The organism is Bradyrhizobium sp. SPXBL-02 (assembly GCF_051853065.1).
Taxonomy (GTDB): Bacteria; Pseudomonadota; Alphaproteobacteria; order Rhizobiales; family Xanthobacteraceae; genus Bradyrhizobium.
Window position 1 is genome coordinate 4,953,108 of the sequence record NZ_CP182474.1, and the last position, 24,995, is coordinate 4,978,102.

Consider the following 24,995-nt stretch of genomic DNA (forward strand, 5'->3'; position numbering starts at 1 on the left):
CGTGTAAACAGGAGCTGGTGTTGGCCGCAGATCCATATGCAACGCTGGGCGTCAAGAAGGACGCGACAGAGGCCGACATTCAAAAGGCCTACCGGCGGCTCGCGAAGAAGCTGCATCCTGATCTCAATCCCGGCAACAAGTCGGCGGAGGACAAATTCAAGGACCTTTCCGCCGCCTACACGCTTCTGAGCGATCCGGACAAGCGCGCCCGGTTCGACCGCGGTGAGATCGATGCATCAGGTACCGAGCAGCAGCCCCGGCGATACTACCGGGATTTCGCCGATCGGGAAGGTTCGACGGGCTACACCAATGGGGCCGGCTTTGCCGATTTCAGTGACTTCGCCGGCAGCGATGATATTCTCTCCGAGATCTTTGGACGCGCCGGCCGCACCACCCGGCGCGGACGCGGGGCTGACCTCCGATATCACCTTGAGCTCAACTTTCTCGATGCGGTCAACGGCGGCAAGCAATCCATTGTTCTGCCCGACGGGAGTACGCTCGAGGTCAACATTCCTCCCGGCACCAGCGACGGCCAGATTCTCCGCCTGAAAGGTAAGGGTCGTCGGGGAGCCGGAGACAGTCCGCCAGGCGACGCCCTGATCGAGATCAGTGTCCTGCCGCACCCCTACTTCGTCCGCAAAGGCGACGACATCCACCTGGAGCTGCCGATCTCACTGAAAGAAGGCGTGCTGGGCGCGAAACTCAAGGTCCCAACCGTGAGCGGCGCTGTCGCGGTCTCTGTGCCAAAATGGTCGAGCTCGGGCCGGGTTCTTCGGATCAAGGGACGCGGCGTGCCGCGCGCCGATGGCAGCAGAGGGGACCAGTACGTCACGCTGAAACTGGTTCTGCCAAAGAAGCCAGACCCGGACCTCGAACGGTTTGTGAGTGAGTGGCAGCCTTCCGATAGCCCAAGACAGTCGATGGGAGTGTGATAATGCAGCTCCAGGAATTCGCCGATCGATCTCACCTCGATTCCTCCACGATTGAAGCCTGGGTGGATGCAGAATGGCTGGTTGCGCAACGACCAGAGCATCCGTTTTCGGAGCAGGATCTCGCACGCGTGCGCCTCATTCAGGATCTCAAGGGTGACCTCGGTGTCAACGACGAAGGTATCGCGCTGGTCTTGTATCTGCTGGATCAGATATACGGGCTGCGCTGCCTCCTGCGAGACATCCAGGCCATGCGGATCACAGATTCCGAACGCACGAATTGATGCGTTTGCGACTGAACGGCTACCATAAGCTTGCGCGTGCGGACTTCGCCAATCTCTTTGAAGGTCACGGATCATGCAGTCATCACTTCTCTCAACACTTCACGAGGCAGCGATGTCACGGGATGCCTGGCCAAAAGCGCTTCACAGGCTGATGGATGAGGCGGGCGTGGCGGGTGCGGCGCTGATTGTCACGAACAAGACGATGGGTACGGTCGACGAAAGGCGGTCTCAGTGCCGAGTTCAAATCCCGCTACGTCGACCAATACGCCGCGCTCGATCCATATTCGCCATTGCTGGATGCACGCTGGAGCATGCTCTCCAAGTCTCTTCCAGAGGCAATTTTGCGGAGAAGCGAGTGGTACAACGAGTTTGTACTGAGCTGCGGCGTTAGGACCATCCTGGGAACGCGACTCACGGACACTGCGAGTCATGCCATCATTCTGGGCGTTCACCAGCGGATAGGACGTCCTTTTTCTCAAGATGTTGAACCACTGGTCGCCACGATCACGGAACCCCTGAGGTATGCAGCGCGCTGCTATCTCGATCGCCTGAACGCGGGACAGCCACTTAGCGATCTGCAAACGAGGAAGCCCGCAGAAGGAGGCCGCTTCTTCTTTCATATTGAGAACGGAACGAACTATCCCGACCAATCCGGTGGCGTTTTCCTCTCGCCTCTACACGCGGCGGAACGTGGACTGACCATTGCTCGTGAGCTGGCGCGGGATGGCGGTTGGTCTGGCTATTCTGTCGTTGTCACCGATGAACGGGGACGAACGATCACGCGCATACCAATCGTATCTTGACCGTAAGCCGAGCAGCGCATTCGAAGCAAAACGGAAAACACTTACGAAAAGCTGACAGCCGTCATGTCGCGCATCTGACGGGGCTGGCGTGTATTGGAAATGAGCTCCATAAGACAGGATACCCAGTCTCCGACCGAACTCCAGGACGACTTCCCATGGCCTCACGTGCGCCTGTCGGGCACCGATCGCCTCGAGAACTTCAGCGATAATGTGTTTTCCATCACGATCACTTTGCTCGTCGCCGAGATCGTCAGGCCGGAATATACGCCCGGCCAGCTTCTGGACAAGCTGGCGGCACAATGGCCCAGCTATATCGCCTTTCTCGCCTCGTTCGGCTACGCTGGCGTTATCTGGCTCAATCATCGCGCCGTCTTTGCTCGTGTTCGCTATTGCGATCGAAGCCTGCATTTGGCCAATCTCTTTCTGTTGCTGACGTCCGGTCTGATCCCCTTTCCGACAGCCATTCTCTCCGCCGCCATTCAGAGCGGAAGCGAACGCGACGCCCAGATTGCGGTTACCGTCTATGCCGCATTGGCCGGCGCCATGTGCTTGGCATGGCTCCTCTTGTTTCACGTCCTGAGCGTACACCGCTATCTTGTCGAGCCCGGCGTCGACCCGCGCTTCTTCCCCAATGAACGGTTTCGTGCCGTGCTCGGCGTCGCCCTCTATGCGATCGCGGGCGCGGCCGGTTGGCTCATGACGCCGAAGCTTGCTCTGTTGATTTTCTTGGCGCTTCCGGTGTTTTATGGAATCACCAGCGAAGGTTTGATGGAGACACAGATCCGGCTTCAACTTGGACGAGCGCGTCGTGCGGAGCGGGCGGCGGGGCGGGCGATCGAACCTAGCAAATCGCCCAGCTGACCGAACTGGCGGCGCTGTAAGGTCACTTCTCGCGTCTATAGCAGTTCGGGCCGTCCGCTCATCAATAAGTACGGGCATTGACGATTGTCAGGGCGATATACCGATCCTCCTTATATTGCGGAGTAGAGATCGACCGGTTTTCGGAAGCTTCCTTACCGAGGGCTTGAAGCAGTTAACTCCTTCGACTTGAGGCCATATGGTCACCGCTACCACGCCCAGCCGCGTGCTCCACGCGGTCCACAATGGGGATGCGAACCCCCTCTTCCAACCATGCCGGCTTGGGCCGTTCAGCCTGCCCAATCGAGTGGTCATGGCGCCATTGACCCGTTCAAGAGCACGACAGCCGGGCAATGTACCGTCTCCACTTGCTGCCTGCTATTATGCGCAGCGCGCCTCTGCCGGCCTGATCATAAGCGAGGCCACCCAGATCTCGATGCAAGGTCAGGGTTATGCCTGGACGCCGGGTATCCATAGCCGCGAACAAGTCGAAGCCTGGCGGCAGGTCACGAAGGCTGTGCACGAGGCTGATGGACTGATCTTCAACCAGCTTTGGCACGTAGGTCGCATTTCGCATCCGGCCCTGCAACCGGACAACATGCTGCCCGTAGCGCCCTCGGCGATCACGCCTGCGGGCAAGGCCTTCATCGAGAACGAGCGCGGCGAGGGAGAACTGGTTCCCTTTGTGCGTCCACGCGCGCTGGCCTTTGAGGAAATGCCATACCTGATCGGACAGTATCAGCGCGCGGCGAGGAATGCGGTGTCCGCCGAATTCGACGGCATCGAGATTCATGCGGCCAACGGCTACCTGATCGATCAGTTCATCGAGAGTGGCACCAACCGCCGCAGCGACGCCTATGGCGGCACAGTTCAAAATCGGGTGCGGGTTCTGCTTGAAATCACGGAAGCCCTGATCCCCATTCTCGGAGCGGACAGGATCGGCGTCCGGCTCTCACCTCTTGGCAAGATGAACGACATCAGCGACGACGCTCCGGAATCGACTTTCGCTTACGTCGCCGAACAACTCTCCGGCTATGGATTGGCCTATCTGCACATCGTTAATCCCGCGCTCGAGCAGATGCAGAATGGCAGGAAGCCGGACCCCTACGCCCTCAACATGGCCAGACTGATCCGGAACAAATATCAGGGAACGCTCATCGTTGCTGGAGGGTTCAACGTCGATACCGCCACACAATGGTTACGCGATGGCCATGCCGACTTGATCGCCTTCGGCCGCAAGTTTATCGCCAATCCCGACCTGCCCGAACGGCTCCGCGCCGATGCACCACTGAACGTAGACGACCCGACGACATACTATGGTGGCGGCGAGAAAGGTTACACGGATTATCCTTCACTGGAACAGGACCGTGGCGAGAAGGCGAAGGCCTGTATTGACCAGCGTTGGCGATGATGCAGCAGAGGGGCCACTCCGCGCGAGAACATTGATCGTCCTCACGGCTTTCTGGGGGGTATTTGCTAAGGGGATTGTCGAAGTACGCCTTGCGGAGTCAAACCAGCCAATACCAATAGCCGCACAGCTTCTCCAATCTGGCGCACTCCCAATCTATGCAACATTCGCGCCCGATGGACCTCAACTGTTCTGATACTGATGCCCAGTCTAAAGGCGATTATCTTATTTGGCTGTCCGCCCGCAATTGCGTCGAGAACCTGACGCTCCCGTTGACTGAGGGCAGCAATCCGGCTCCACGCCTCTGACGCCTCACGCGCCTGGTGTGGACGACCGGATCGCGCCAGCGCGCGTTCGATCGCTTCGAGCAGCACTTCATCATCGAACGGCTTCTCAAGGAAATCCACCGCTCCGGCCTTCATCGCCCGAACCGCCGTCGGTACGTCACCTTGGGCCGTCATGACGACAACCGGTATCGTGCAGCCCATTTTGTCGAGTGCCGCCTGCACTTCAAGACCGCTCATGACGGCCATCCGCACATCCAGCAGGACACAGCCACTCGCAAGATTGGGAGCGGCGTCCAGAAACTCTATCGGCGCACCGAACGAGCGTGTAACAAAGCCAGCTGAATCAAGAAGGCGTCCAAGCGATCGGCGAACGGCTGCATCGTCATCGACGATGTACACTACCTCGTTCGACATGATCCTATTCCGTCGGCTCTGCAGAGGAGAGAGTAAATCGAAACAAGGCTCCGCCACTGGGATTTGGCTCGTACCAAAGCTTCCCTTTGTGCGATTCCACAATTGAACGGCAGATAGCGAGACCCAATCCCATACCATCATGTCGCGTCGAGACGAAAGGTTGAAACAGCTTGTCGACCACAAGGGGCACCACGCCGCGGCCATTGTCGGCCACGGAGATCTCGATCTCCTTGCTGTCGATTTTACGTGTCACGACATCGATTTTTGCTTGCGGTACGCCCGCGACTTCTTCGAGCGAATTACGGATCAAATTTACCAAGACCTGCTGGATCTGAATCCGATTTGCGTAAATATGCGATGCGCGGGGATCAAAAGCCAGAGTTACCGAAACCTGCAGGCTTTCTAATCCGGTGCGCGCAAATGCGTTCGCTTCACGGATCAGCGTCTCGATGTCCTCGATCTTCTTTTCGCTCTTTCCGCGAGTGACAAAGTCGCGAAGACGCCGAAGTATTTGGCCGGCTCGTAATGCCTGCCCGGCAACATCATCCATTATCTCGCGCACCGACTCTGTCCGCATCGACCCGGATCGCGCAAGAAGACGTAGAGCGGCGTTGGCGGAATTCGCAACCGCCGTGAGCGGTTGGCTCAACTCATGCGCCAGAGCGCCAGCCATTTCACCCGCGACGCTTAGCCGGCCCGCATGCGAGAGAGCCGACTGCAATTCACGCGAACGTTCATCCGCCCGCTTTCGTTCTGTGATCTCCGCCATCAGTTCGGCGGTACGCAGCTCCACGCTTCGTTCGAGCGACTCGTTCAAACTCCGCAATTCGCGTTCGGCTTGTTTCTGCCTTCTCAGATCACGGCTGACCGTGGCAACGTTCATAGGCCCGTGGCCTCGAGGATCGTCGATCCTGAAAACATCGACTAAAAATGGAATGTTTTCCCCGGTCTTGAAATTACATAAGTTAAGTTCTCCCATCCAGCGTCTGTCTGCCAAGGCGGCCGGCCAACATTGATTCAACAGACGCTCCTCTTCGCTGGAGCTAACGAAGTCGACGACATGCAAATTCGAAATGTCGTCTGTCGGCTCGATTCCCACCAGCTGGCGGCCGGCCAAATTGACGAACTGGACCCTGCCATTCAGGTCCGAAAAGGCAACGAAATCGGGTGATCGCTCGACCAGTGCTACAAAACGTCGTGCGTCCTCCTCCGCCTCCCGACGCTGCAACGCTATGGCAACATCACTTGCAGCGACGCTGAGCATAAGTCGATCGGTCTCTCTCGGGAACCCTGAACCAGACGACCCGGCGACAAGGATGGATCGCCCCAATCCGATCGCGGCCGTTGCGATGTTCGCACTGCCGCGGCCCAGCGGATCGGGTATCACTCGAGGCCGACCCGCACCTTTAAACCATTCAGGCGTGATCTCGAGCCGGATTGCCTCGGTGACTTCCTGCGGCATTGGTCCGCGTGGTCCATGGGTCGCCGTGATAGGTCTCTCATCCTGTCCGACAGAAAGACTGACATGTACGAAGTCGGCCGACAGGATCGACTGGAGAGCGAGAGCCACACTGTCGGCTATTTCCTTGGCAGAATACCTCTCCCAAAGGGCCGGCAAGGTCGACAGTGCCACTAAGTCCCTGATGCAGCGCCGGAGTTCGCCGGGATCTGAAAGCTCTTCTACCCAAGGCATCAGCGCGCAGATCCCGGTCCATGTTTGCGAGCTTGCTATCTCTCATCCCCAACGGGCGATGGGACCGATCGTTCGATTCCCGACACCTCACGACACCGAGGACAGCGTCTCAAGACTCCGACGCAACTACCGGCCGCCTATGAGACGCTGAATTCAAGTAAGCAAAACTACGTAGTGGCGGTAGCCTTCCACAAAGTTCATGCTGGCCCCGCCTCTTGTAGCGTCCTGCCGCGAGAATTGTCCGATGCAAAACCGCCAGCCCGGCTCAGAGGCAAGGTCCGCCAAGACCTTCCAAGATCGCATCAGTGCACCGGACCACGCAGGACGTCGCGGCGAGCCGATTCACGAGGTCCTGATGAACGCCGTCAGGGCCGCCCAAGCAGATTTCGGCACCGTGCAGCGGTACGACAGCGCGGAGGACTGCCTCAGGATCGTCGCTAGTTGCGGATTTCCCGATCAAGCTCTGAATTTGTTTCAAACCGTTCGCCGCGATACGCATTCCACTTGTGCGGCAGCATTTACGCAGCGTATGCGTGTCGTCGCGGGAAACATCGCCTCCAGTTACCTCTTTGTTGGCACGAGCGAACTGGCAGCGTTACAACAAGCAGGCGTCGCAGCGGCGCACTCGACGCCCATCATCGTTGATGACGGCCGGCTTTGGGGCGTGCTCACGGTACATTTTCGCGAGCCCCGGGAAGATGCCGAGTACGATCCCACGCCAATGGAGCGGGTAGCCGTCCGCTTTGCCGAGCGTCTCAAGGATAGAACCCCAGAGCAGACTTTTGTAGATCCCGACGCTGGAAGGATCGCACACTCGCCCGTTTCGACGAAGACGGGGCCGATTGCGCGCTTTTCCGCGGCACCCATTCCGTTCGCCGGCTCCATGCTTCGCGAACACCGGCATGTATGCGCCTTCTTTTGCTCCGCGGATGACGAATACAATGCGCTTATGCCGTTTATCTGCGATGGCCTGGATTGCGGTCAGCGCGCTTTCCACGTGTTGCCTGAACGGCATATCGACGATCACGTGACACGACTTCGGAGCGCCGGGATAGACGTCGAGGCCGCGCAGCGATTGGGTCAGCTCGAGCTCGCACTGCCGCAAGACACGTACTTGCGAACAGGCCGCTTCGACAAGGAAGACATGCTCGATCTCATCCAGCGAGTGCTGCAGAACGGGGCCGCACTTGGATACCCGCTTACGCGCATGATCGCACACCCCGAAACCGCCTTGGACAATTGGAAGAGCAGGAACGATTGGGCGGAATATGAGATGCGGCTCAATAGCGCTCTCTCGAACTTCGACGATGCAGTCATTTGCACCTTCGACGTCAATCTCCTGAACACGGCCCTGGCGATCGACATTCTGCGCACGCATCCCGTCGTCGTGATCGGCGGCGTTCTCGTGGAAAACTCGTTCTTCACCACGCCCGAGGATTTCCTTCGGGAGGTGACCGAGCGCACGTCGGCATCGCAGCCGTATCGAGGATAGCGCATTCCATTCCGCCGCGGCGAAGCTCTCCTTCCACTCGCGTCGCCATCAGGCCTTGGGCGCCGGCATTCGCTTCTCGGCAATTTACTTCTCGATCCGTTGACGGGCATCATGGTCGCGATCTCAGCATCGTAGAAGAATACGACTGTTCAAACAGGCGCGAGTGCTGATGGGCAGAAGCTTTGGGTCATATCCTTGTCCGGAATGCGCTAAAATGATGCGCCTGCTTCGCACGCGAGTGACCAGCGCCAGCCGGATAGACGCCGCTTGCAGTGATCCGATGCAGCGACGGGACATTTCGAATCTCCTCAACAGCGAACTGCGGCCGCCACGTGAGCTCCCTTGGATATCGACCGAGATGGGGAGATCAAAATAGTCAGCCTGCCATTCATCCAAACCTCTGTCAGATACGCCTCGATGCGCCAAATACACGCAGCCGTGGACCATTTCCATCGCGGCGATTTTGAGTGCGCAGCGACCCTGGCCACTGCTGCCTGCGGAATGCTGCCGGCAATCGACGATGCCGCCCTGCCGGCATCTGAAGCCAGTTCGGCGCGCATCGAGACCGTTCGTCACTGGCTCACGCATGGCACGACCCTCGATCCGACTACCGGCAAAAGTAGGCGGGAGGAGAGTATCGTTATGAGAACGGCGGAGGTCGCGGTTGCGATCCATGTGGCGATCACGAGGTTCGACATCGCCTTTCCGGAGCAGAGAACGCCTCAGATGATCGGTTTCAGGCGTGCGTTTCAATTCTGCAAGGAGCACACAATCAGCACGCCGCAGACCGCGGGCAGATAGGCTAAGGTTGGCTGGCAACTCCTTCCTTCGCGCCCTCCGCCGCCGCCAGCCAGTCCTGCCACATCGCAGGATCGACCGGTGACCCATCGACCCATTTCAAACCGGCAAGCAGAAGCGCGATTTCCTCCTGAGGTTTGTCCATCCGACGCCAGACGGTCTCCACGAAGATCCGCATCGCATCGTAAGCCTCAATCAGGGTGATTGTGTCATTAGCCTGCATGGCGGCCAGACCAGTTGTCCTTGGGTTACACCTTATCGGATGCCTGCTGCTCGGCGGCACCATGCTCAATCCCCGGGAGCCCGTCAGATAGTGTAAAGCACCACGTTCGGCAGTTCATGACGCTGCATGCGCGGCTGAAGGCGCATGCTGCCGCAACCATTGGCGCAAAGGCTCGAGGCCGACGGCGCCGGCGCGTTGAGCGATGACGTTGCCTTTGTGGAATAGCATCACGGTCGGAATGCTTTGAATGTTGTAGCGAGCCGCCAGCTCCGCTTCCGCCTCGGTGTCAACCTTCAGGAAGCGAAGCTCGGGTTCGAACTCACCTGCGGCGCGCTCGAAAACCGGCGCCATCGCTTTGCAAGGCCCGCACCATGCCGCCCAGAAATCGACCACGACCGGAATATCGTTGCGCTGGATGTGGGTGACGAAGCTGCCGATGGAAGCCGGCGTCGGATGTCCCGTAAAGAGGTGCTGTCGACAGCGCCCGCATTTCGCTTGGCGCGCATCCTTCCCGACCGGAATGCGATTGGTGCTCGTGCAATGCGGGCACACAATGTGGCGGGCCTCTGTGCTCATGGCTGATTAACTCCCGAATCAGTGCGGCGCCAGAAGTTGCTTACGATCCGGCGGCGAAACGGTTTCATCGAGTTTGCCTATGCGCAATCCAGCAAGCTTACGTGCGATTGCTACAGCAGCAGCTCGAAGATCCGCGCGGCAAGTTCCCAATGCTTCGTCTGCGGATTTTTCAGATCCGGCTCTATAATCTTCAATGCTCGTGCGACCGCGACGCCAAGTCCCCCTGCAAGGTCCGGCAGCATGGCTTCGGTCTCATCGCTATAGCTGACTTGCAGCGGCGACCGATGAGCCAGACGCTCGAGAATCGGCTCCAGCTCTACCGCTTCATCCAGCTTTCTGAATTGCTCGATGCATTCCTGGAGCCCGGCGGTGATCGGGAGGTTCCAGGGCTCGATCAGGACGTCGCCGCCAGCTTTGACGTCGGCCTCGGCGCGCAGCAACAGCCGATAAATCCTGTGATCGATGAATTCTTCGTAGCGCTTGAGGTCAGCCTTGTCGAAGTCGAGACCCGCGGCCTCGCGAAATAGTCGCTGGAGCTGTCGCACGCCCTCTGGGTGCGGCGGTGGCATCTTGTCAGGAGGACGTTGCGCGATCATCGGATAAGTTTGCCATTTTTCGCCGCCAGTCGCATTGACAGACGTCATCCGCGAGGGATCTTCTTCACGAACCGCTTGCAGCTTTTGTCATGCCGCGGCGGCCTGCACCGGCTCTTCGCTTCGGCTGGTCCGAGCGGTCTCGAGAAACGCGTGAATCTGCTGCACAACGGTCGCTCCCTCGCCGATCGCCGCGCCAACGCGCTTGACGGATCCGAAACGAACATCACCCACTGCAAACACACCCGCCACGTTCGACTGGAGCGATGGCACGCTCGCGCCGTCGGCCGATAGAAGGTCGTCAGGAGGTATGTTCGTGCCCGTTCGCACAAACCCCTTGCTGTCGCGGCTGACGTTGCAGCCGCTCAGCCACTCCGTTGCGGGGTCTGCACCGATGAACATGAAGACGTTGCGGATCGTTTTCTCCACTTCCGCGCCGGTCTTGTTGCGCCAGCGGACCCGTTCGAGTTGGCCCTGCTGGTTACCCGACAACCCTACGATCTCCGTGCAGGTGAGCAACTCGATGTTCTCGGTTGCCGCTATCCTGTCGATCAAATATTGCGACATGCTCGCAGCCAGGCTGGGTCCCCGCACAAGAATCCATACCTTTTTGGCATAGCGGCTTAGAAATACCGCCGCTTGACCTGCGGAGTTGCCGCCGCCGACAAGCGCCACCTCCTCGTTGCGGCATAGACGAGCCTCGATCGGGGAGGCCCAATACCAGACTCCCCGCCCCTCGAAATGCTCCAAGTTCGGTATGTTCGGCCTGCGATATCGCGCGCCACTCGCGATCACGACGGTCTGCGCGGTCACGCTCCGACCGTCGGAGAGTTCGATGGCGAATGGATGGTGTTCACAACGAAGGTTGGTGATCTTCTCGGGGATGATCATCTCCACGCCGAATTTCTGTGCCTGCACATAGGCACGCCCTGCCAACGCCTGGCCTGAAATTCCGGTCGGAAATCCCAGATAGTTCTCGATGCAGCTGCTGGCACCGGCCTGCCCCCCGAACGCCCGTGCATCGAAGACGCCAACTGACAAACCCTCGGATGCCGCATACACGGCAGCCGCAAGTCCTCCTGGCCCGGCACCGACAATTGCTACGTCGTACCGGCGCCTCTGGAGATCCGGAGGCACCATCCCCAGAGCGCGCCCCAGGTCAGCTTCACTCGGATTTTTCAGGATTGCCCCGTTCGGACAGACGACCAGCGGCAATTCGTCCGACTTGCAAGGATAGTGCTTCAAAAGCACCTGCGCATCCGGATCCTTTGTGGGGTCGAGCACCCGGTGCGGATAGGCGTTGCGCGCCAAAAATTCCAGCAATCGCACCATTCCGGGATGGCCGTCGTGCCCGACGAGACAAGGGCCGCCGGCGCCGGCCTCGATCAGGAACACCCGTCGCAAAATAAGAGCGCGCATGATGCGCTCGCCGAGTTGAACATCGGCGATCAGCAAAGCGCGAAGTCTCGCCGGCAGAACAAGCAGCGCTTCAACAGGCTCGGTTGCGCGCGCGTCGACCAGGGCGGGTCCACCGGAGAGTTGGGCGACTTCGGCGATAATTTCGCCTGCACCCAATTCCACGATTTTCTCCGCCCGGCCAGGTCGATCCCGAGCTTCGATGGATACCCGACCGGCAATGATGACGAACATGCCGGGCGGACTCTCACCCGTCCGGAATAGATACTGATCGATGGCATAGTGTTTGATCTCGCCGAACCGGCGCATGCGCTCGATCTCGTCCGGTGCGAACTTGGGAAAAATGTGCTCGTGGCGGGACTCAAGCATGCCGTTGCTGCTCGTCTGGAGACCCGCGACAACCGTGTTGGATAGCTCGTCCATCCTGTGCACCTTTCAGGACCACGGCCCCTGCACGGCGGAAGCACTCCAGGGATAGCCTCGCGGCGCGTGCTGCACGGTCAACCACTGGTCCGTCGTGAACGCCTCGATCGCCCAAGAGCCGTTGAATCGGCCAATGCCGGAATTCTTCTCGCCACCAAACGGACAGGTCGGCAAGTCGATGACCGATTGATCATTGACATGGGCCATACCGACCTGCATTCGCTGGGCAAAGTGCACGCCCCGGTGCACGTCGCGCGTGAATACGGCGCCGCTTAGTCCAAAACTCGTTTCATTGGCCACCGCCAAGGCTTCTTCGGCGTTGCCGACCCGGAGGACCGGCGCCACAGGTCCGAATATCTCTTCTGCCGCAATTTCCATCCGGTTCGTGACGTTTACGAACACATGCGGCGGCAACACGAGCCCGTCCGGCTCGCCTCCGAGCACCTGTTTGCAGCCGTCGTCGCTGGCGCGGCGAACACGTGCCATCAGCTTCTGAAGCTGCGAGTTGTTGATGATCGGACCGATCATCGTATCGCCGTCGCGGGGGTCGCCTGTTTTCAACCTCGCCACCCGCTCCGTAAAGCGGTCAAGGAACGTCTGATAGACGGGCTCTTCGACAAGGATGCGGTTTACGGCGATGCAGATCTGGCCCTGGTGCAGAAACTTGCCGAACACTGCGGCCTCTACGGCCTGATCCAGATCAGCGTCGGCGAGCACAACAAAGGGAGCATTGCCACCGAGTTCCAGATCAACGCGCTTGATGATGGACGCCTTCGCGGCAAGCTCTGCGATCCCGCGGCCGACCGGCGTCGAGCCGGTGAACGAAATGACTCGTGGCGCGGGATGACTGACGAAGGCGTCGCCGATTTCGCTGCCGGCGCCGATAACGACGCTCAGGAGCCCTGCCGGCAGGCCGGCCTCCTCAAAGATTTTGGCCAACAACAATCCGCCCGTGACCGGCGTATCACTTGCCGGTTTCACCACAACGGCGTTTCCGACTGCGAGTGCCGGCGCGATGGTGCGATTGCTCAGATGGAGCGGCCAGTTCCAAGGACTGATCGCCCCGACCACGCCGACCGGTTTGCGCCGCACCTGATTTTCCTTGCCCGGAATGTCGGACGGAATGGAGCGGCTTTCGACCGCATGGGGCACCGAGGTCGCCCACAGCATGACGGTGTGCGTCACTTCCCACTCGAGGTTCGCTTTCAGTCGCGTGCTGCCGGACTCCTTGATCAGCCAGTCGACGATTTCGCCACGACGTGCTTCCATCACCTCTGCTGCGCGGCGAAATACCTGCGCCCGCGCCGCCGGTGCTGAGACAGCCCACTCCACTTGGGCCTTCGCAGCTCCTGCAAACGCAGCATCAAGATCGCGACGATCGGCCTGTTTGATCTCGAGGAGGACATCGCCGTTAAAGGGATTCCTGTCGATCAACCTGTGCTCTGCCTGCCCATGGCGCCAGTTCCCGGCGATCGGCAATAGCTCCAACTGATCATAAGGCTGCAGATCTCTCGTTTGAACTTTGGTGCCATCCGGTACTCTGGCTTCGTGTCGGTCGGAACTACGGCTGGCACTGCGCGCGACCATATCCATCTCCTTAGCAGGTTGGGTTTCGAAGCTGACGATGACGCGTCGAGCAACGCTCCACCTTGACAGCCGTCAACCCAAACGCGGGAAAGCATCGCATCGACTGCCTGTGCGGAGTCCACACAAGCGTTCAGAGGCTCTGGTCGAGCGGCGCGGTGCTGCGCGTCAATAAAACCTTGGGATCGGACCAAGTTGCGGCGTGGGCCGATCCGACAAATCGAACATCAATTCATCGACATAACACCAGCCCCAGCCTTCGGGCGGATCATAGGCTTCGATGATTGGGTGACCTGTTGCATGAAAATGCTTCGTCGCGTGCCGATTGGGCGACTGATCACAGCAACCGACATGACCGCAAGTTCGGCACACGCGCAGGTGCAGCCATGGATCGCCGAGTTGCAGGCATTCTTCACACCCAAGGGAAGTGGGAACGACGTCATGAATTCCTGCCAAGTGCCTGCAACCCTGTGCCATGTCATCCTGCTCAGTTGTTGCCTAATGCGTTCTGCCTGATCTCAATTCCTGCCCGCTGCCGAGCGTTGCCCTGGTGCTGCCGGTTATGTCTGATATTCCCTGGTGCAGCGCGCTGCGCCGGCGTCCACGCCATTCAGTTCAACTTCCGCTTCGGCGCCGGCGCCTCGAACTGCGCAATCTCCGCGGTCTGCGGCGCCTTGCCGTTGAAGGTCAGCACGTTGCCTTCGGACGAAATCGCGACGTTGTCGCCGTCCCTGATGTCGCCGGCGAGGATCATCTCGGCGAGCGGGTCCTGGAGGTAGCGCTGGATCACCCGCTTCAGCGGCCTTGCGCCGTAGGCGGGATCCCAGCCCTTGGCAGCTAACCAGTCGCGGGCGGCGGCATCGAGGCTGAGCACGATCTTGCGATCGGTCAGGAGCTTCTGCAGACGTGCGAACTGGATCTCGACGATCCGGCCCATCTCGCTGCGCTGCAGCCGGTGGAACAGGATGATCTCGTCGACGCGGTTCAGGAATTCGGGGCGGAAGTGCGCCCGCACCATTCCCATCACCTGCTCGCGCACGGCCGCGGTGTCCTCGCCCTCCGGCTGGTTCACCAGATATTCCGAACCGAGGTTGGAGGTCATGATGATCAGCGTGTTGCGGAAGTCGACGGTGCGGCCCTGGCCGTCGGTCAGGCGGCCGTCGTCGAGCACCTGCAACAGGACGTTGAAGACGTCGGGATGCGCCTTCTCGATCTCGTCGAACAGCACGACCTGGTAGGGCCGGCGCCGCACCGCTTCGGTGAGCGCACCGCCCTCGTCATAGCCGACATAGCCGGGAGGCGCGCCGATCAGCCGCGAGACCGAGTGCTTCTCCATGTATTCGGACATGTCGAGGCGGACCATCGCGGTCTCGTCGTTGAACAGGTACTCCGCCAAGGCTTTGGTCAGCTCGGTCTTGCCGACGCCGGTCGGGCCCAAGAACATGAACGAGCCGGTGGGGCGGTTCGGGTCCTGCAGGCCGGCGCGCGAGCGGCGCACGGCGGTTGCGACCGCACGCACGGCTTCGGCCTGGCCGACGACGCGCTTGCCGAGCTGCTCCTCCATCTTCAGGAGCTTCTCCTTCTCGCCTTCCAGCATCTTGTCGACGGGCACGCCGGTCCAGCGCGAGACCACCTGCGCGATGTGGTTGGCGGTGACAGCCTCCTCCATCATCTCGCCAGAATTCTCCTTGGCCTCGATGTCCGCGAGCTGCTTCTCAAGTTGCGGGATCCGGCCATACGCCAGCTCGCCAGCTTTCTGGAATTCGCCGCGCCGCTGGGCGTTGGCGAGCTCAACGCGCAAGCCATCGAGCTCCGCCTTCAGCTTCTGGGCGTTCACAAGCTTGCTCTTCTCGGCGCTCCAGCGCGCCGTCAGCGCCGCCGACTTCTCCTCGAGCTCGGCGAGGTCCTTCTCCAGGGTCTGGAGCCGGGACTTGGAGCCTGGATCGCTTTCCCTCTTCAGGGCTTCCTGCTCGATCTTCAGCCGGACAATTTCCCGATCCAGTGAATCCAGTTCCTCCGGCTTGGAATCGACCTGCATCTTCAGCCGCGCCGCCGCCTCGTCCACAAGGTCGATGGCCTTGTCCGGTAGGAAACGGTTTGTGATATAGCGGTGCGACAGCGTCGCAGCTGAAACCAGCGCGGAATCAGTGATCCGCACGCCATGGTGCTGCTCGTACTTGTCTTTCAGACCACGCAAGATCGAAATCGTGTCCTCGACTGAGGGTTCGCTGACGAAGATCGGCTGGAACCGCCGCGCCAGCGCGGCGTCCTTCTCAACGTGCTTCTGGTACTCGTCGAGCGTAGTCGCGCCGATGCAGTGCAGCTCGCCGCGGGCAAGCGCGGGCTTCAAAAGGTTCGACGCGTCCATCGCGCCGTCGGCCTTGCCGGCCCCGATCAGCGTGTGCATCTCGTCGATAAACAGGATGAAGGTGCCTTCGCTCGCGGTCACCTCCTGGAGCACGGACTTCAGCCGCTCCTCGAACTCACCGCGATATTTCGCGCCGGCGATCAGCGCACCGAGGTCGAGCGCGAGCAGCTTCTTGTCATGCAGGCTCTCCGGCACGTCACCGTTGACAATGCGCAGCGCAAGTCCTTCGGCGATGGCGGTCTTGCCGACGCCGGGCTCGCCGATCAGAACGGGATTGTTCTTGGTCCGGCGCGACAGCACCTGGATCGTACGACGGATCTCCTCGTCGCGGCCGATGACCGGATCGAGCTTGCCGTCGCGCGCGGCCTGGGTCAGGTCGCGGGCATATTTTTTTAGCGCGTCATAGGCATTCTCGGCTGTGGCGCTGTCGGCCGTGCGGCCCTTGCGCAGGGATTCGATCGCCGCATTTAGGTTCTGCGCGGTAACGCCGCCCTTCGCCAAGAGCTGGCCCGCCTCGCTGTTCTTGTCCATGGCGAGGCCGAGCAGGAGCCGCTCAACCGTGACAAAACTGTCGCCGGCCTTATCTGCTGCCCTTTCAGCGGCGTCGAAGGCTCGCGCGAGTTCGGGTGCGAGATAAACCTGCCCGGCGCCGCCACCAGACACTTTCGGGAGCTTGTCGAGGGCGTCCTCGGTCGCCTTCAGGATTGCACGGGAATTGCCGCCAGCGCGGTCGATCAGACCGCCAGCAAGGCCCTCGCTGTCATCAAGCAGGACCTTCAGCAGATGCAGGGTGGAAAACTGCTGATGACCTTCGCGCATCGCGAGCGATTGCGCAGATTGGATGAAACCGCGCGAGCGCTCGGTGTATCGTTCAACATTCATCATCGTCTTCCCTCGGCGATGCCGCTCCGCCCCGGAGTGCGATCAGCAACAGGGTGTACCGGTTTTGCGTTCGATCGCGATCAAGGCATTGAAGCTCCACGATCTGGTCGCCCAACCGCCCGCCGTTACTGAATTATGCGCAAGGCACGCACCCGGCATGCTCTTTGGGTTTCCGCAAGCCCGCACTGACATTCGTCAACTCGCAAGGCGGTTTTCGTTGCCGACGCCAAGTGTACTGCGACAGTGGGCGCTCATATCGCCGCGCTTGAGCGGTGGCCCGGTCGTCCGCGCCAGTAACCACTCGGGCCGCGCGCCTCAGCGGAGGTACTTCGCCTTCTGCACGGACAACCCATTTCCCAACTGGTCGATCTCGACCTCCGAATGTCGCAAGATTGCTCTTGATCTCCCGGTTCACACGCCGCGCACAGGCTGCCCTCTAACCCGTTGAGAATTCTGAACTCTCGCTCCAACCCATCACGGGCCAATTTGAGCTAGCTCCAGCAATCGAGCTCCGATTGGAGCTAGTCCGGCGCAACGCGCATTCCCGGCGCGATCGCCTGTCATCGCCCTGCTCGGCACCGAGACACCAAGCCGACTCAAGCTGGTGTTCGAACTCGATCCAGCTTCGTTCCTCATCAAGCCCTTGCGACCGGCCGGCATCTACGCAGCGCTCGTCATGGCTTTCGAGCGGAACGAACGCACAAGCGAATTGAAACAACAAATTGTCAACTCGAGCAGCGTCTGCGGGCACGTCGCCTCGTGTTTGCCGCCGTTCTTCAGGTAATGCATTCGCATACGCTCGCCGAGCCTGCCGCCTTTGCGTTGATCCGCAGAACCGCGATGGAGCAGCGCCAGACGATCGAAGAACTCTCGGCGGAGATAACGGCAAGGGGTATGCTGCCACGCGCGACGGGTTAGATTGCTTCCTGTTGGGAACGAGGAACGGGCCGCAATTTCCTATGCCCCCTTTTTATGTTTTGAATCCGAGTCTCTATTTTCAGACAGTCGCGCAGAACCAAGGCACTGAGGGCATATGTTGGTGTCGGACACACCAACTGCGCGGCGCACTCCACTTTCTCGATCCCGGTCTATCGTTTGCCGCCGCACCAAACACGTGTTGAGCACCGTAGCGACACCCTTCGCTTCTGCACGCGCCACTGCGCTGCCGCGCTCTTTGTTCAGGGCGGCGTTGATAGCCGAGTCCAACCAAGCTAAGCCAATTTCAAGGTACTTGGTCAGGGAATTTTAATGCGAGCGACATTTCTAAAGCTACGCAAGGTAAGAAATAAGAGCTAGCAGCACTACTCCCACTCTATGTCGTCGCAGACCGGCAGCCGTAGAACTCCACGCTGAGACTCATTCAGACAACGCCGAGGCGCCCGAGCGCATTTGGCAAGCCGCGATGGCCTCCTTGGACCGGATCACCGATCATGTTTCAAGTCCCGCACACTGCGCGCGCTGTTAGCGCGCGACCTGGGGAACGTAGTGCTCTAGCTCCTGGTCCGGGAAATGCACGGTGCGTCCGAGCTCGGCGGACCGATAGAGCGCCATCAACATTTCCATGACGCCGACGCCATCATCGAACGTTTCGGCAGGACTGAGCCCGCGCCTAAACGCTTCGACCATGTGCCGATTTTCATCAGTATAGCCGTAGATGCCTGTTTCGTCTTCGACGACCGGCATCAAACCCTGCTCGGCATTCTGCTTCTCGATGAGGTCCTCGCCTTCGGAACCGCTGAGCGTCCGGGCCAGGAACACCTTGAGGCCCGTTGAGAGTGAGGAGAACTCCATCGAATATTCGGGCCCGAGCAATTCGAGCTGGATGCGCAGGCCGGCCCCGACATAGGCCCAGGAGGTCGTTGCCTCGATCAGGACCTGATGCCCATCCATGTCTTCCAGCGTCAGGATGCCACGCGCGAAATCCTCGACCGGGCGTTTCGCAAAATCGATCCCCATCCGCGTCTTCAGATCGGCCGCATAGCGCCGGCGCGTCCATTTGAGATTGGCCGTCGTGGCGCTGGCACTGACCAGCCGCAGGCTGTCGCGGCTCGCGCCGGGCGCCGTCAGCATGAAGCGCGCGACTTCGACCGAATGGCACATCATGTCGGAGAGCACGCCACCGCCCTGCTTGTCGCCCTGCCAGAACCAGGGCTCATGCGGTCCGGAATGTTCCTCCGCGGCACGGGCGAGATAGGGACGCCCGCTTCCAGGTACGGCACGCCGCCAGATGATGTCCTTGCCACGCGTCACCGCGGTCGAGAACAACTGGTTTTCCAAATAGCCGTGGAGCAGGCCAGCATCCTCGACGAGGCTGCGCATCTCGCGCGCCTCGGCGAGCGTGCGCGCCAGCGGCTTTTCGCAGGCCACGGCGCGCAAGGGAGCTCCCGACTTCGTCACCCCATGGATCTCGCGCATGATATCGAGGCGCGTATCGTTCGGCGTCAGGATCCAAAGCGCATCGACCTCACCGGAAGTCGCCATGGCCTCGATGCTATCGAACACATGCGCCGGTCCGAGGCCAAGATTCCGGGCCTTCTCCGCGATGCGCTTTCGTCGCTCGGCGGACCGACTGTAGACACCGCCGATGCTGACATTGCGCACGCCAAGCATGGACTGCAGATGAAATGCGGCAATGAAGCCGCTTCCGACGAGACCGACGCGCAGCACCGGAAGTTCCGCGAACTTCTGCATTCAAGACGCCTCCTTCAGCGACAATCGCCGTCTTTTTTCAATGCGACTTTCTCCGCTGCCGACCCGGAATAGCCGCCAGCAATGTCTGGGTATAGGGATGTTCGGGCCGGCTCAACAGGTCCGCGGCCGGCTTGACTTCGACGATCTCGCCATACCGCATCACCGCGATCCGGTCGCAGACCTGGGCGGCAACGTTGAGATCGTGCGTGATAAAGAGAACGGCGAGCCGCAACTCCTTCTTCAACCTCTCGAGCAGCGCGAGCACCTGCGCCTGGACCGAGACATCGAGCGCCGACACGGGCTCGTCGGCCACGAGCACCTCGGGATCCAGCGCAAGCGCGCGCGCAATGCCGATCCGCTGGCGTTGTCCGCCGGAGAACTCATGCGGGTAACGTTGCACCGCGCCGGAATCGAGCCCGACCAACGTCAGCAATTCCCTGGCGCGCGCAAACGCTTGCGCGGCGGGCACCCCATGCGCAATCGGTCCATCGGCGATGATCTGCCCGACTCGACGACGCGGATTGAGCGAGGCGAAAGGATCCTGGAACACCATTTGGATGTGTTTGCGCGCGGCGCGCAGCTCCGATCCGCGGGCGTCCGAGAAATTCAATTCTCCGATGTGGACGACCCCTGCATCCGCGTCCGTCAGCCGCATGACAAGCCGGCCGATCGTGCTCTTGCCCGAACCGGACTCCCCGACCAGGCCGAGCGTCTCGCCGCGACGAATCTCGAAGCTGACGCTCTTCACGGCGGGAACTTCCGCGGGCGGGCTGAACCAGTCGCTGCTCTTATAAGTCTTCACGAGTCCTGATGCCGCGCAGGCGGTGGGCGCGTCTGCGTCCTCGACTTTTGCCCGCGGAATGCCGCGCGGCACGGCTGCCAGCAATCTCTGCGTATAGGGATGCTGTGCGCGCTCAAGCACCTCGTCGACCGTACCTTCTTCGACGACGCGCCCCTTCTCCATAACAGCGACACGGTCGGCGATGTCGGCCACAACCCCGAAATCGTGGGTGATGAACAACACCGCCATGCCACGCCGCTGCTGGATGTCTCGGATGAGCTTGAGGATCTGCGCCTGCGTGGTGACGTCGAGCGCCGTGGTCGGCTCGTCCGCCACCAGAATCGAGGGTTCGAGCGCCAGAGCCATCGCAATCATGGCGCGCTGACGCTGCCCGCCGGACAGTTGATGCGGATAGCTACGGATGATGCGCTCGGGATCGCGGAGGCCGACTTCCTCGAGCAGCGCGCGCACGCGCACCTCGCGTTCGGCCGGCGTGAGCTGGTGATGCGCTTCGAACGCCTCGATGATCTGGGCACCGATCCGGATCACCGGATTGAGCGCGGTCATCGGCTCCTGGAAGATCATCGCGATCTTCCGGCCGCGCAGGTTCCGCCACTTTGCCGGAGAGAGAGCACGTAAGTCCAGTCCCTCGAACCGGATACTGCCCGCGGTCCAGCGAATGTCTTTCGACAATAGCCCCATCACCGCGGAAGCGCAGACCGATTTGCCCGAGCCGGATTCACCGACGACGCAAAGGATCTGTCGCGGGTGGAGGGCGAGCGAAATGTCCTCGACGGCAAAAGCGCGATCCGCGCCCGGCGGCAACGCCAGGGTCAGGTGCTCGATGGATAGGATCGCCTCTACCATCCCGTTCATGTCATCCGATCCACCATCGTCGCCCGCCCCTTCGCTCAAACTGCCAGCGCGATGCCGTCCTTGCGATGATCCGACGCGCCGAACATGACGCCCCTGGATCTGTCGAGGTGCACGACCTGGCAACCTCCGAGCGGCTCGTCCGCCCAGACCACGCGATGACCGCGCCCGGTCAAATCGTCGGCGACAGCCGCGGGAATCGTTGGCTCGAGCGTCAACACACCATCGAAGGCAAAGCTTCGTGGCACATCAGAGGACTGCTGCACATCAAGGCCGCGATCGAGCACTCCGCTCAGGATCTGGATATGTCCGGTGGCCTGATATTGTCCGCCCATGACGCCAAAAACCATGGTCGGCTTGCCATCTTTCGAGAGCAGGCCCGGGATGATGGTGTGGAAGGGGCGCTTGCGCGGCGCGATCGCATTGGGATGTCCCTCGACAAGGGAAAATCCCGCGCCGCGATTCTGGAGGAGCACGCCCGATCGCGGGGCGTAGATACCGCTCCCGAAGGCGAAGAACAGGGAGTTGATCAGGGAGACCATATTGCCGTCGCGATCGGCGACGGCGACGTAGGCCGTATCGCGATGGACCGGCATGTCGAACACCGTCGGCTCGCTCGCGCGCTCCCTGCTGATGCGGCCGCGCAAGGCCGCGACTGTTCGCTCCGAGAGCAGCGCATCGACGTCGAGCGGATGGAATGCGGGGTCGGCGACCAGCGCGTCGCGCTGCCGATAAGCCGCCTTGGTCGCTTCGGCAAGGAGATGGATGCGATCCGCTTCGCTCAGCGACGGGTCGGCCATGTCGAAGCCGGCAAGAAAGCGGGCGATGAATAGCGCGGCGACGCCCTGCCCGTTGGGCGGACATTGCCAGATCTCGTGGCCGCGATAGTCGGTGGAAATCGGCGTGACGTAGTCGGGTCGCGCGCCCGCGAGGTCTTCGAGTTGCATCAACCCGCCCATCGCCTTCAGCGTTGCGACGATTTCCTCTGCGACCGCGCCTTCGTAGAACGCGCTGCGCCCTTCGCGCGCAATCCGCCGCAACGTCGCGCCGAGTGCGGGATGGCTGAGCCTGGCGCCGACGGCAGGCGCAGCGCCACCGGGCAGGTAGACGGGAATGCCGGCCTGATGTCGTTCGAGACGATTGGCGTAGCGCGCCCAATCCAGCGCGGCGCGCGGGGTGACAACGAAGCCGGTCTCGGCCGCGCGGATCGCCGGCGCCAAGACCTCATCCAAGCTTTTGGATCCATGGTCGGCAGAGAGCCGGCACCACGCATCGACGGCCCCCGGCACCGTGACGGCATGGGGTGAGTCATCAGGAATCGATGTCAGTCCCTGCTGCTGAAACCAACCGAGCTCGGCCTTTTGCGGCGCCCTGCCGGAGCCGTTGACCGCAACGGGCTTTCCGGACGCGGGCGCATAGATTGCAAAACAATCGCCGCCCACGCCGGTCATGTGCGGATCGATGACGCCCTGGAGTGCAATCGCAGCGATCGCGGCATCGACGGCATTGCCGCCGCTGCGCAACATCGCCACCGCCGCGAGCGCAACGGCAGGATGCGAGGCCGCGGCCATGCCGCGATCACCGACCGCGAGCGACCGTCCCGGCACCATGAAATCGCGCTGTCGCCAATTCAAGCGGTTCTCCGAGTCTCGTTCCGGGGCCGTTTGGCCAGTGCAGCGGTAGCCTTCTCGTCGCAGATGATCTCGACGTTGCGGTGCAGTCGAAGCGCCGAGGCCGGGCACGCGGGTCCAATCGGACCTTCGATTGCGGCTGCGACTGCGGCCGCCTTCTCCGACCCTGTTGCGACCAGAAGAATGCTCCTGGCCTGCAGTATTGTCGCGATCCCCATCGTGATCGCGCGCCGCGGAACATGAGCGAGGTCCGGAAAGCCGCCTGCGTTCGCAACACGCGTCGCTTCATCGAGCTCGACCTCGCGGGTCCGCGAGGCGAAATCGGAGCCCGGCTCATTGAAGCCGATATGGCCGTTGGCGCCGATGCCGAGGAGCATCAGATCGATGCCTCCGCTTGCGGCGATCTGCGCTTCATAGGCGGCTGCCTCCGCCGCGACATCTTCGGCCATGCCGTTGGGGAGCCTTGCGCGCCCGGCCTCGATATCCACGTGCCCGAACAAATGTTCATGCATGTAGCGATGAAAGCTTCCCGCCGAGCTCGGCGCAAGACCGACATATTCATCGAGGTTGAAGCACGTCACCTCGCGAAACGAGATCAGGCCCGCACGGCTTGCCGCGACGAGACGGGCATACAGCGGCGTCATCGTCGCGCCCGTCGCAAGGCCGAGGGTCAGCTGCGTCCGATTGCGCATGCAGGCAACGATGCGTTCAGCCCCCCGTTCCGCGGCAGCTGCGGCAGCGGCGCTCCGTACGATCTCGATCCTCGGTGCGTACTCTTTCATGCCGCGACTTCTGCTGCCGCAAATGGCAGCGCGAGGGGGCCCGACCCGCGGCCGATGCCGAACAGCGACCGATGCATGAGGTCGATCGCGCTACCGATCGCGCCGATCAGCGTGGCGCGATTGCCGAGCGTGCTGAGCTCAATGCGAACCGGTTGAAGCATGCAGCGCTCCAGATAGTCGTCGATACGATGCTTCAACTCGGGCCGCGCTCCGATGCTCCCGCCCAGAATGATGATTTCCGGATCCAGCACGCTGTGCACGGCCAGAATGGCGGTCGAGAGGATCCGGCCGATCTCATCGATGGTGATCCGAGCTGCCTCCTCGCCTTGCAGCCGGTCGAAGACGTCGCGCACCGTGCTGGCGGGCGCGCCGCCAAGACCGACATAGCGCTCGACGATGCCGGCGCTGCCGACGGCGGTCTCCAGCGTGCCGTATTTCAGACCACGTGCGTCATAGGGATCGCCGCCAAGTGGCAGATAGGCGATCTCGCCGGCGCTCCCCCGTGCGCCGCGCACAAGGCTGCCATCCGAAAAGATGCCCATGCCGATGCCGGTGCCGAGCGCGATAAAGGCGAAACTGCGGATTGCGCGGCTGCTGCCGCGCCAATGCTCCCCGATCGCAGCGAGATTGACGTCATTCTCGATGAGGACCTCGATGCCGAGTTGCTCGCGCAAGGCAGCCTTTACATCCAGGCTATCAAGTCCGGGAATGTTGGGCGCAATGACGATGCTGCCGGATCCCGGATCAACCATGCCGGGACTTCCCATGACGCCACCCCGCAGGCGCTGCGCAGGGACATTGGCCCGCACCAGCAACGCATCCTTCATACGCCCTATCTGGGCGACGACGGCACGGCCACCGTCGTTGGAGGTGGGTTCGATGCTCTCGGCAACGATCTCGCCGTGCAGATCAGCGAGCGCGACATGCAGTTTCGTACCGCCGAGGTCGATGCCCAAGACGAAGGCGGCGTCCGGCCGAAGCGCGTACGTCACCGCACTTCTTCCGACGTTGCCTTGGATCTGCCCGTCCTCGCGCACCCAGCCGTCGCGCTCGAGCTCGCGCATCACTTCGGAGATGGTTTGCTTGGACAGGCCGGTGCTGCGCGCGATTTCGGCGCGCGAGACTGATCGATCGCGCAGCAAACGCTCGACCACAAGACGCACGGATTGCTGTCGGGCAACGGGCGAAGACGGGGCGTCCTGCATG

General features: G+C 61.3%; 23 protein-coding genes. 9 read left to right on the top strand and 14 right to left on the bottom strand.

Annotated elements, in window-relative coordinates; translation table 11 throughout:
- Window positions 1-20: 20 nt before the first annotated feature.
- The 5 genes from ACNJYD_RS23390 to ACNJYD_RS23410 all read left to right on the top strand — a co-directional run bounded on the left by ACNJYD_RS23390 (window position 21) and on the right by ACNJYD_RS23410 (window position 4,285).
- A complete protein-coding gene (locus ACNJYD_RS23390; RefSeq protein WP_439363441.1) occupies window positions 21-932 on the top strand; it encodes a DnaJ C-terminal domain-containing protein in 912 nt (303 codons plus the stop codon).
- A 2-nt stretch (window positions 933-934) separates the two neighbouring features.
- Window positions 935-1,213, top strand: a complete 279-nt coding sequence (locus ACNJYD_RS23395; RefSeq protein WP_439363443.1) for a chaperone modulator CbpM — start codon at window positions 935-937, stop codon at window positions 1,211-1,213.
- Between the two features lie 311 nt (window positions 1,214-1,524).
- On the top strand, window positions 1,525-2,016 hold the full coding sequence (locus ACNJYD_RS23400) for a DUF6894 family protein (RefSeq protein ID WP_439363445.1): 492 nt from the start codon (window positions 1,525-1,527) through the stop codon (window positions 2,014-2,016).
- Between the two features lie 99 nt (window positions 2,017-2,115).
- The gene (locus ACNJYD_RS23405) at window positions 2,116-2,877 is read left to right on the top strand and encodes a TMEM175 family protein (RefSeq protein WP_212257312.1); all 762 of its coding nucleotides are present in this window, start codon (window positions 2,116-2,118) and stop codon (window positions 2,875-2,877) included.
- Window positions 2,878-3,187: 310 nt separating this feature from the next.
- Window positions 3,188-4,285 carry an alkene reductase gene (locus tag ACNJYD_RS23410; protein ID WP_246571302.1) on the top strand — a complete coding sequence of 366 codons (1,098 nt, stop codon included), beginning with the start codon at window positions 3,188-3,190 and terminating at the stop codon, window positions 4,283-4,285.
- Between the two features lie 65 nt (window positions 4,286-4,350).
- Here the strand turns inward: ACNJYD_RS23410 and ACNJYD_RS23415 are convergent, their stop codons facing one another.
- Together ACNJYD_RS23415 and ACNJYD_RS23420 are read right to left on the bottom strand one after the other, a co-directional pair.
- The gene (locus tag ACNJYD_RS23415) at window positions 4,351-4,983 is read right to left on the bottom strand and encodes a response regulator transcription factor (protein WP_439363448.1); all 633 of its coding nucleotides are present in this window, start codon (window positions 4,981-4,983) and stop codon (window positions 4,351-4,353) included.
- Between the two features lie 4 nt (window positions 4,984-4,987).
- On the bottom strand, window positions 4,988-6,445 hold the full coding sequence (locus ACNJYD_RS23420; protein ID WP_439363449.1) for an ATP-binding protein: 1,458 nt from the start codon (window positions 6,443-6,445) through the stop codon (window positions 4,988-4,990).
- Between the two features lie 586 nt (window positions 6,446-7,031).
- Between ACNJYD_RS23420 and ACNJYD_RS23425 the strand changes: the two genes are divergently transcribed.
- Window positions 7,032-8,168, top strand: coding sequence for an MEDS domain-containing protein (locus tag ACNJYD_RS23425; RefSeq protein ID WP_439363451.1), 1,137 nt, complete (start codon window positions 7,032-7,034; stop codon window positions 8,166-8,168).
- A 342-nt stretch (window positions 8,169-8,510) separates the two neighbouring features.
- Complete coding sequence (locus ACNJYD_RS23430) at window positions 8,511-8,969, top strand: hypothetical protein (protein ID WP_439363453.1); 459 nt, start codon at window positions 8,511-8,513, stop codon at window positions 8,967-8,969.
- A gap of 1 nt (window position 8,970) precedes the next feature.
- On the opposite strand, the gene ACNJYD_RS23435 is transcribed toward ACNJYD_RS23430, so the two are convergent.
- The 7 genes from ACNJYD_RS23435 to clpB form a co-directional block, all read right to left on the bottom strand.
- Window positions 8,971-9,189, bottom strand: coding sequence for a hypothetical protein (locus ACNJYD_RS23435; RefSeq protein WP_212257306.1), 219 nt, complete (start codon window positions 9,187-9,189; stop codon window positions 8,971-8,973).
- A 114-nt stretch (window positions 9,190-9,303) separates the two neighbouring features.
- Window positions 9,304-9,765: a thioredoxin TrxC gene (gene trxC, locus ACNJYD_RS23440; RefSeq protein ID WP_212257305.1), complete on the bottom strand. Its 462-nt coding sequence runs from the start codon at window positions 9,763-9,765 to the stop codon at window positions 9,304-9,306.
- A gap of 110 nt (window positions 9,766-9,875) precedes the next feature.
- On the bottom strand, window positions 9,876-10,409 hold the full coding sequence (locus tag ACNJYD_RS23445; protein WP_246571300.1) for a DUF1931 family protein: 534 nt from the start codon (window positions 10,407-10,409) through the stop codon (window positions 9,876-9,878).
- 39 nt (window positions 10,410-10,448) lie between these two features.
- Entirely contained in the window at window positions 10,449-12,197 is a 1,749-nt protein-coding gene (locus ACNJYD_RS23450) for an FAD-dependent oxidoreductase (RefSeq protein WP_246571299.1), read from the bottom strand.
- Window positions 12,198-12,209: 12 nt separating this feature from the next.
- Complete coding sequence (locus ACNJYD_RS23455) at window positions 12,210-13,784, bottom strand: aldehyde dehydrogenase family protein (protein ID WP_212257304.1); 1,575 nt, start codon at window positions 13,782-13,784, stop codon at window positions 12,210-12,212.
- Window positions 13,785-13,949: 165 nt separating this feature from the next.
- Window positions 13,950-14,258 carry a UBP-type zinc finger domain-containing protein gene (locus ACNJYD_RS23460; RefSeq protein WP_439363456.1) on the bottom strand — a complete coding sequence of 103 codons (309 nt, stop codon included), beginning with the start codon at window positions 14,256-14,258 and terminating at the stop codon, window positions 13,950-13,952.
- 133 nt (window positions 14,259-14,391) lie between these two features.
- Window positions 14,392-17,031: an ATP-dependent chaperone ClpB gene (clpB, locus tag ACNJYD_RS23465; RefSeq protein ID WP_439363458.1), complete on the bottom strand. Its 2,640-nt coding sequence runs from the start codon at window positions 17,029-17,031 to the stop codon at window positions 14,392-14,394.
- A 604-nt stretch (window positions 17,032-17,635) separates the two neighbouring features.
- Between clpB and ACNJYD_RS23470 the strand changes: the two genes are divergently transcribed.
- Window positions 17,636-17,815, top strand: coding sequence for a hypothetical protein (locus tag ACNJYD_RS23470; protein ID WP_337993356.1), 180 nt, complete (start codon window positions 17,636-17,638; stop codon window positions 17,813-17,815).
- Window positions 17,815-17,949 carry an ANTAR domain-containing protein gene (locus ACNJYD_RS23475; RefSeq protein ID WP_246571084.1) on the top strand — a complete coding sequence of 45 codons (135 nt, stop codon included), beginning with the start codon at window positions 17,815-17,817 and terminating at the stop codon, window positions 17,947-17,949. The genes ACNJYD_RS23470 and ACNJYD_RS23475 overlap by 1 nt, the downstream gene beginning before the upstream one ends.
- 543 nt (window positions 17,950-18,492) lie before the next feature.
- On the opposite strand, the gene ACNJYD_RS23480 is transcribed toward ACNJYD_RS23475, so the two are convergent.
- Genes ACNJYD_RS23480 through ACNJYD_RS23500 form a run of 5 tightly spaced genes read right to left on the bottom strand, consistent with a single transcriptional unit; the run spans window position 18,493 to window position 24,994 of the window.
- Window positions 18,493-19,722: a Gfo/Idh/MocA family protein gene (locus ACNJYD_RS23480; protein ID WP_212256389.1), complete on the bottom strand. Its 1,230-nt coding sequence runs from the start codon at window positions 19,720-19,722 to the stop codon at window positions 18,493-18,495.
- Window positions 19,723-19,759: 37 nt separating this feature from the next.
- Window positions 19,760-21,370 (bottom strand): ABC transporter ATP-binding protein, encoded by a 1,611-nt coding sequence (locus ACNJYD_RS23485; protein WP_212256969.1) that lies wholly within the window; start codon window positions 21,368-21,370, stop codon window positions 19,760-19,762.
- Between the two features lie 44 nt (window positions 21,371-21,414).
- A complete protein-coding gene (ggt, locus tag ACNJYD_RS23490) occupies window positions 21,415-22,986 on the bottom strand; it encodes a gamma-glutamyltransferase (RefSeq protein ID WP_212256970.1) in 1,572 nt (523 codons plus the stop codon).
- Window positions 22,987-23,006: 20 nt separating this feature from the next.
- Window positions 23,007-23,789 (bottom strand): glucosamine-6-phosphate deaminase, encoded by a 783-nt coding sequence (gene nagB / locus ACNJYD_RS23495; RefSeq protein ID WP_212256391.1) that lies wholly within the window; start codon window positions 23,787-23,789, stop codon window positions 23,007-23,009.
- Window positions 23,786-24,994: an ROK family transcriptional regulator gene (locus ACNJYD_RS23500; protein WP_210268451.1), complete on the bottom strand. Its 1,209-nt coding sequence runs from the start codon at window positions 24,992-24,994 to the stop codon at window positions 23,786-23,788. The genes nagB and ACNJYD_RS23500 overlap by 4 nt, the downstream gene beginning before the upstream one ends.
- Between the last annotated feature and the right edge of the window lies 1 nt (window position 24,995).

Excerpts from the sequence above, each read along its gene's own strand:
- clpB (WP_439363458.1), bottom strand. The coding sequence starts at position 17,031 with ATGAATGTTGAACGATACACCGAGCGCTCGCGCGGTTTCATCCAATCT.
- ACNJYD_RS23485 (WP_212256969.1), bottom strand. The coding sequence starts at position 21,370 with ATGGTAGAGGCGATCCTATCCATCGAGCACCTGACCCTGGCGTTGCCG.
- ggt (WP_212256970.1), bottom strand. The coding sequence starts at position 22,986 with ATGGTGCCGGGACGGTCGCTCGCGGTCGGTGATCGCGGCATGGCCGCG.
- ACNJYD_RS23395 (WP_439363443.1), top strand. The coding sequence starts at position 935 with ATGCAGCTCCAGGAATTCGCCGATCGATCTCACCTCGATTCCTCCACG.
- ACNJYD_RS23445 (WP_246571300.1), bottom strand. The coding sequence starts at position 10,409 with ATGACGTCTGTCAATGCGACTGGCGGCGAAAAATGGCAAACTTATCCG.
- ACNJYD_RS23400 (WP_439363445.1), top strand. The coding sequence starts at position 1,525 with ATGCTCTCCAAGTCTCTTCCAGAGGCAATTTTGCGGAGAAGCGAGTGG.
- ACNJYD_RS23500 (WP_210268451.1), bottom strand. The coding sequence starts at position 24,994 with ATGCAGGACGCCCCGTCTTCGCCCGTTGCCCGACAGCAATCCGTGCGT.
- trxC (WP_212257305.1), bottom strand. The coding sequence starts at position 9,765 with ATGAGCACAGAGGCCCGCCACATTGTGTGCCCGCATTGCACGAGCACC.
- ACNJYD_RS23480 (WP_212256389.1), bottom strand. The coding sequence starts at position 19,722 with ATGCAGAAGTTCGCGGAACTTCCGGTGCTGCGCGTCGGTCTCGTCGGA.
- ACNJYD_RS23435 (WP_212257306.1), bottom strand. The coding sequence starts at position 9,189 with ATGCAGGCTAATGACACAATCACCCTGATTGAGGCTTACGATGCGATG.
- ACNJYD_RS23475 (WP_246571084.1), top strand. The coding sequence starts at position 17,815 with ATGCATTCGCATACGCTCGCCGAGCCTGCCGCCTTTGCGTTGATCCGC.
- ACNJYD_RS23415 (WP_439363448.1), bottom strand. The coding sequence starts at position 4,983 with ATGTCGAACGAGGTAGTGTACATCGTCGATGACGATGCAGCCGTTCGC.
- ACNJYD_RS23405 (WP_212257312.1), top strand. The coding sequence starts at position 2,116 with ATGAGCTCCATAAGACAGGATACCCAGTCTCCGACCGAACTCCAGGAC.
- ACNJYD_RS23420 (WP_439363449.1), bottom strand. The coding sequence starts at position 6,445 with ATGCCGCAGGAAGTCACCGAGGCAATCCGGCTCGAGATCACGCCTGAA.
- nagB (WP_212256391.1), bottom strand. The coding sequence starts at position 23,789 with ATGAAAGAGTACGCACCGAGGATCGAGATCGTACGGAGCGCCGCTGCC.
- ACNJYD_RS23455 (WP_212257304.1), bottom strand. The coding sequence starts at position 13,784 with ATGGTCGCGCGCAGTGCCAGCCGTAGTTCCGACCGACACGAAGCCAGA.
- ACNJYD_RS23410 (WP_246571302.1), top strand. The coding sequence starts at position 3,188 with ATGGCGCCATTGACCCGTTCAAGAGCACGACAGCCGGGCAATGTACCG.
- ACNJYD_RS23425 (WP_439363451.1), top strand. The coding sequence starts at position 7,032 with ATGAACGCCGTCAGGGCCGCCCAAGCAGATTTCGGCACCGTGCAGCGG.
- ACNJYD_RS23450 (WP_246571299.1), bottom strand. The coding sequence starts at position 12,197 with ATGGACGAGCTATCCAACACGGTTGTCGCGGGTCTCCAGACGAGCAGC.
- ACNJYD_RS23460 (WP_439363456.1), bottom strand. The coding sequence starts at position 14,258 with ATGGCACAGGGTTGCAGGCACTTGGCAGGAATTCATGACGTCGTTCCC.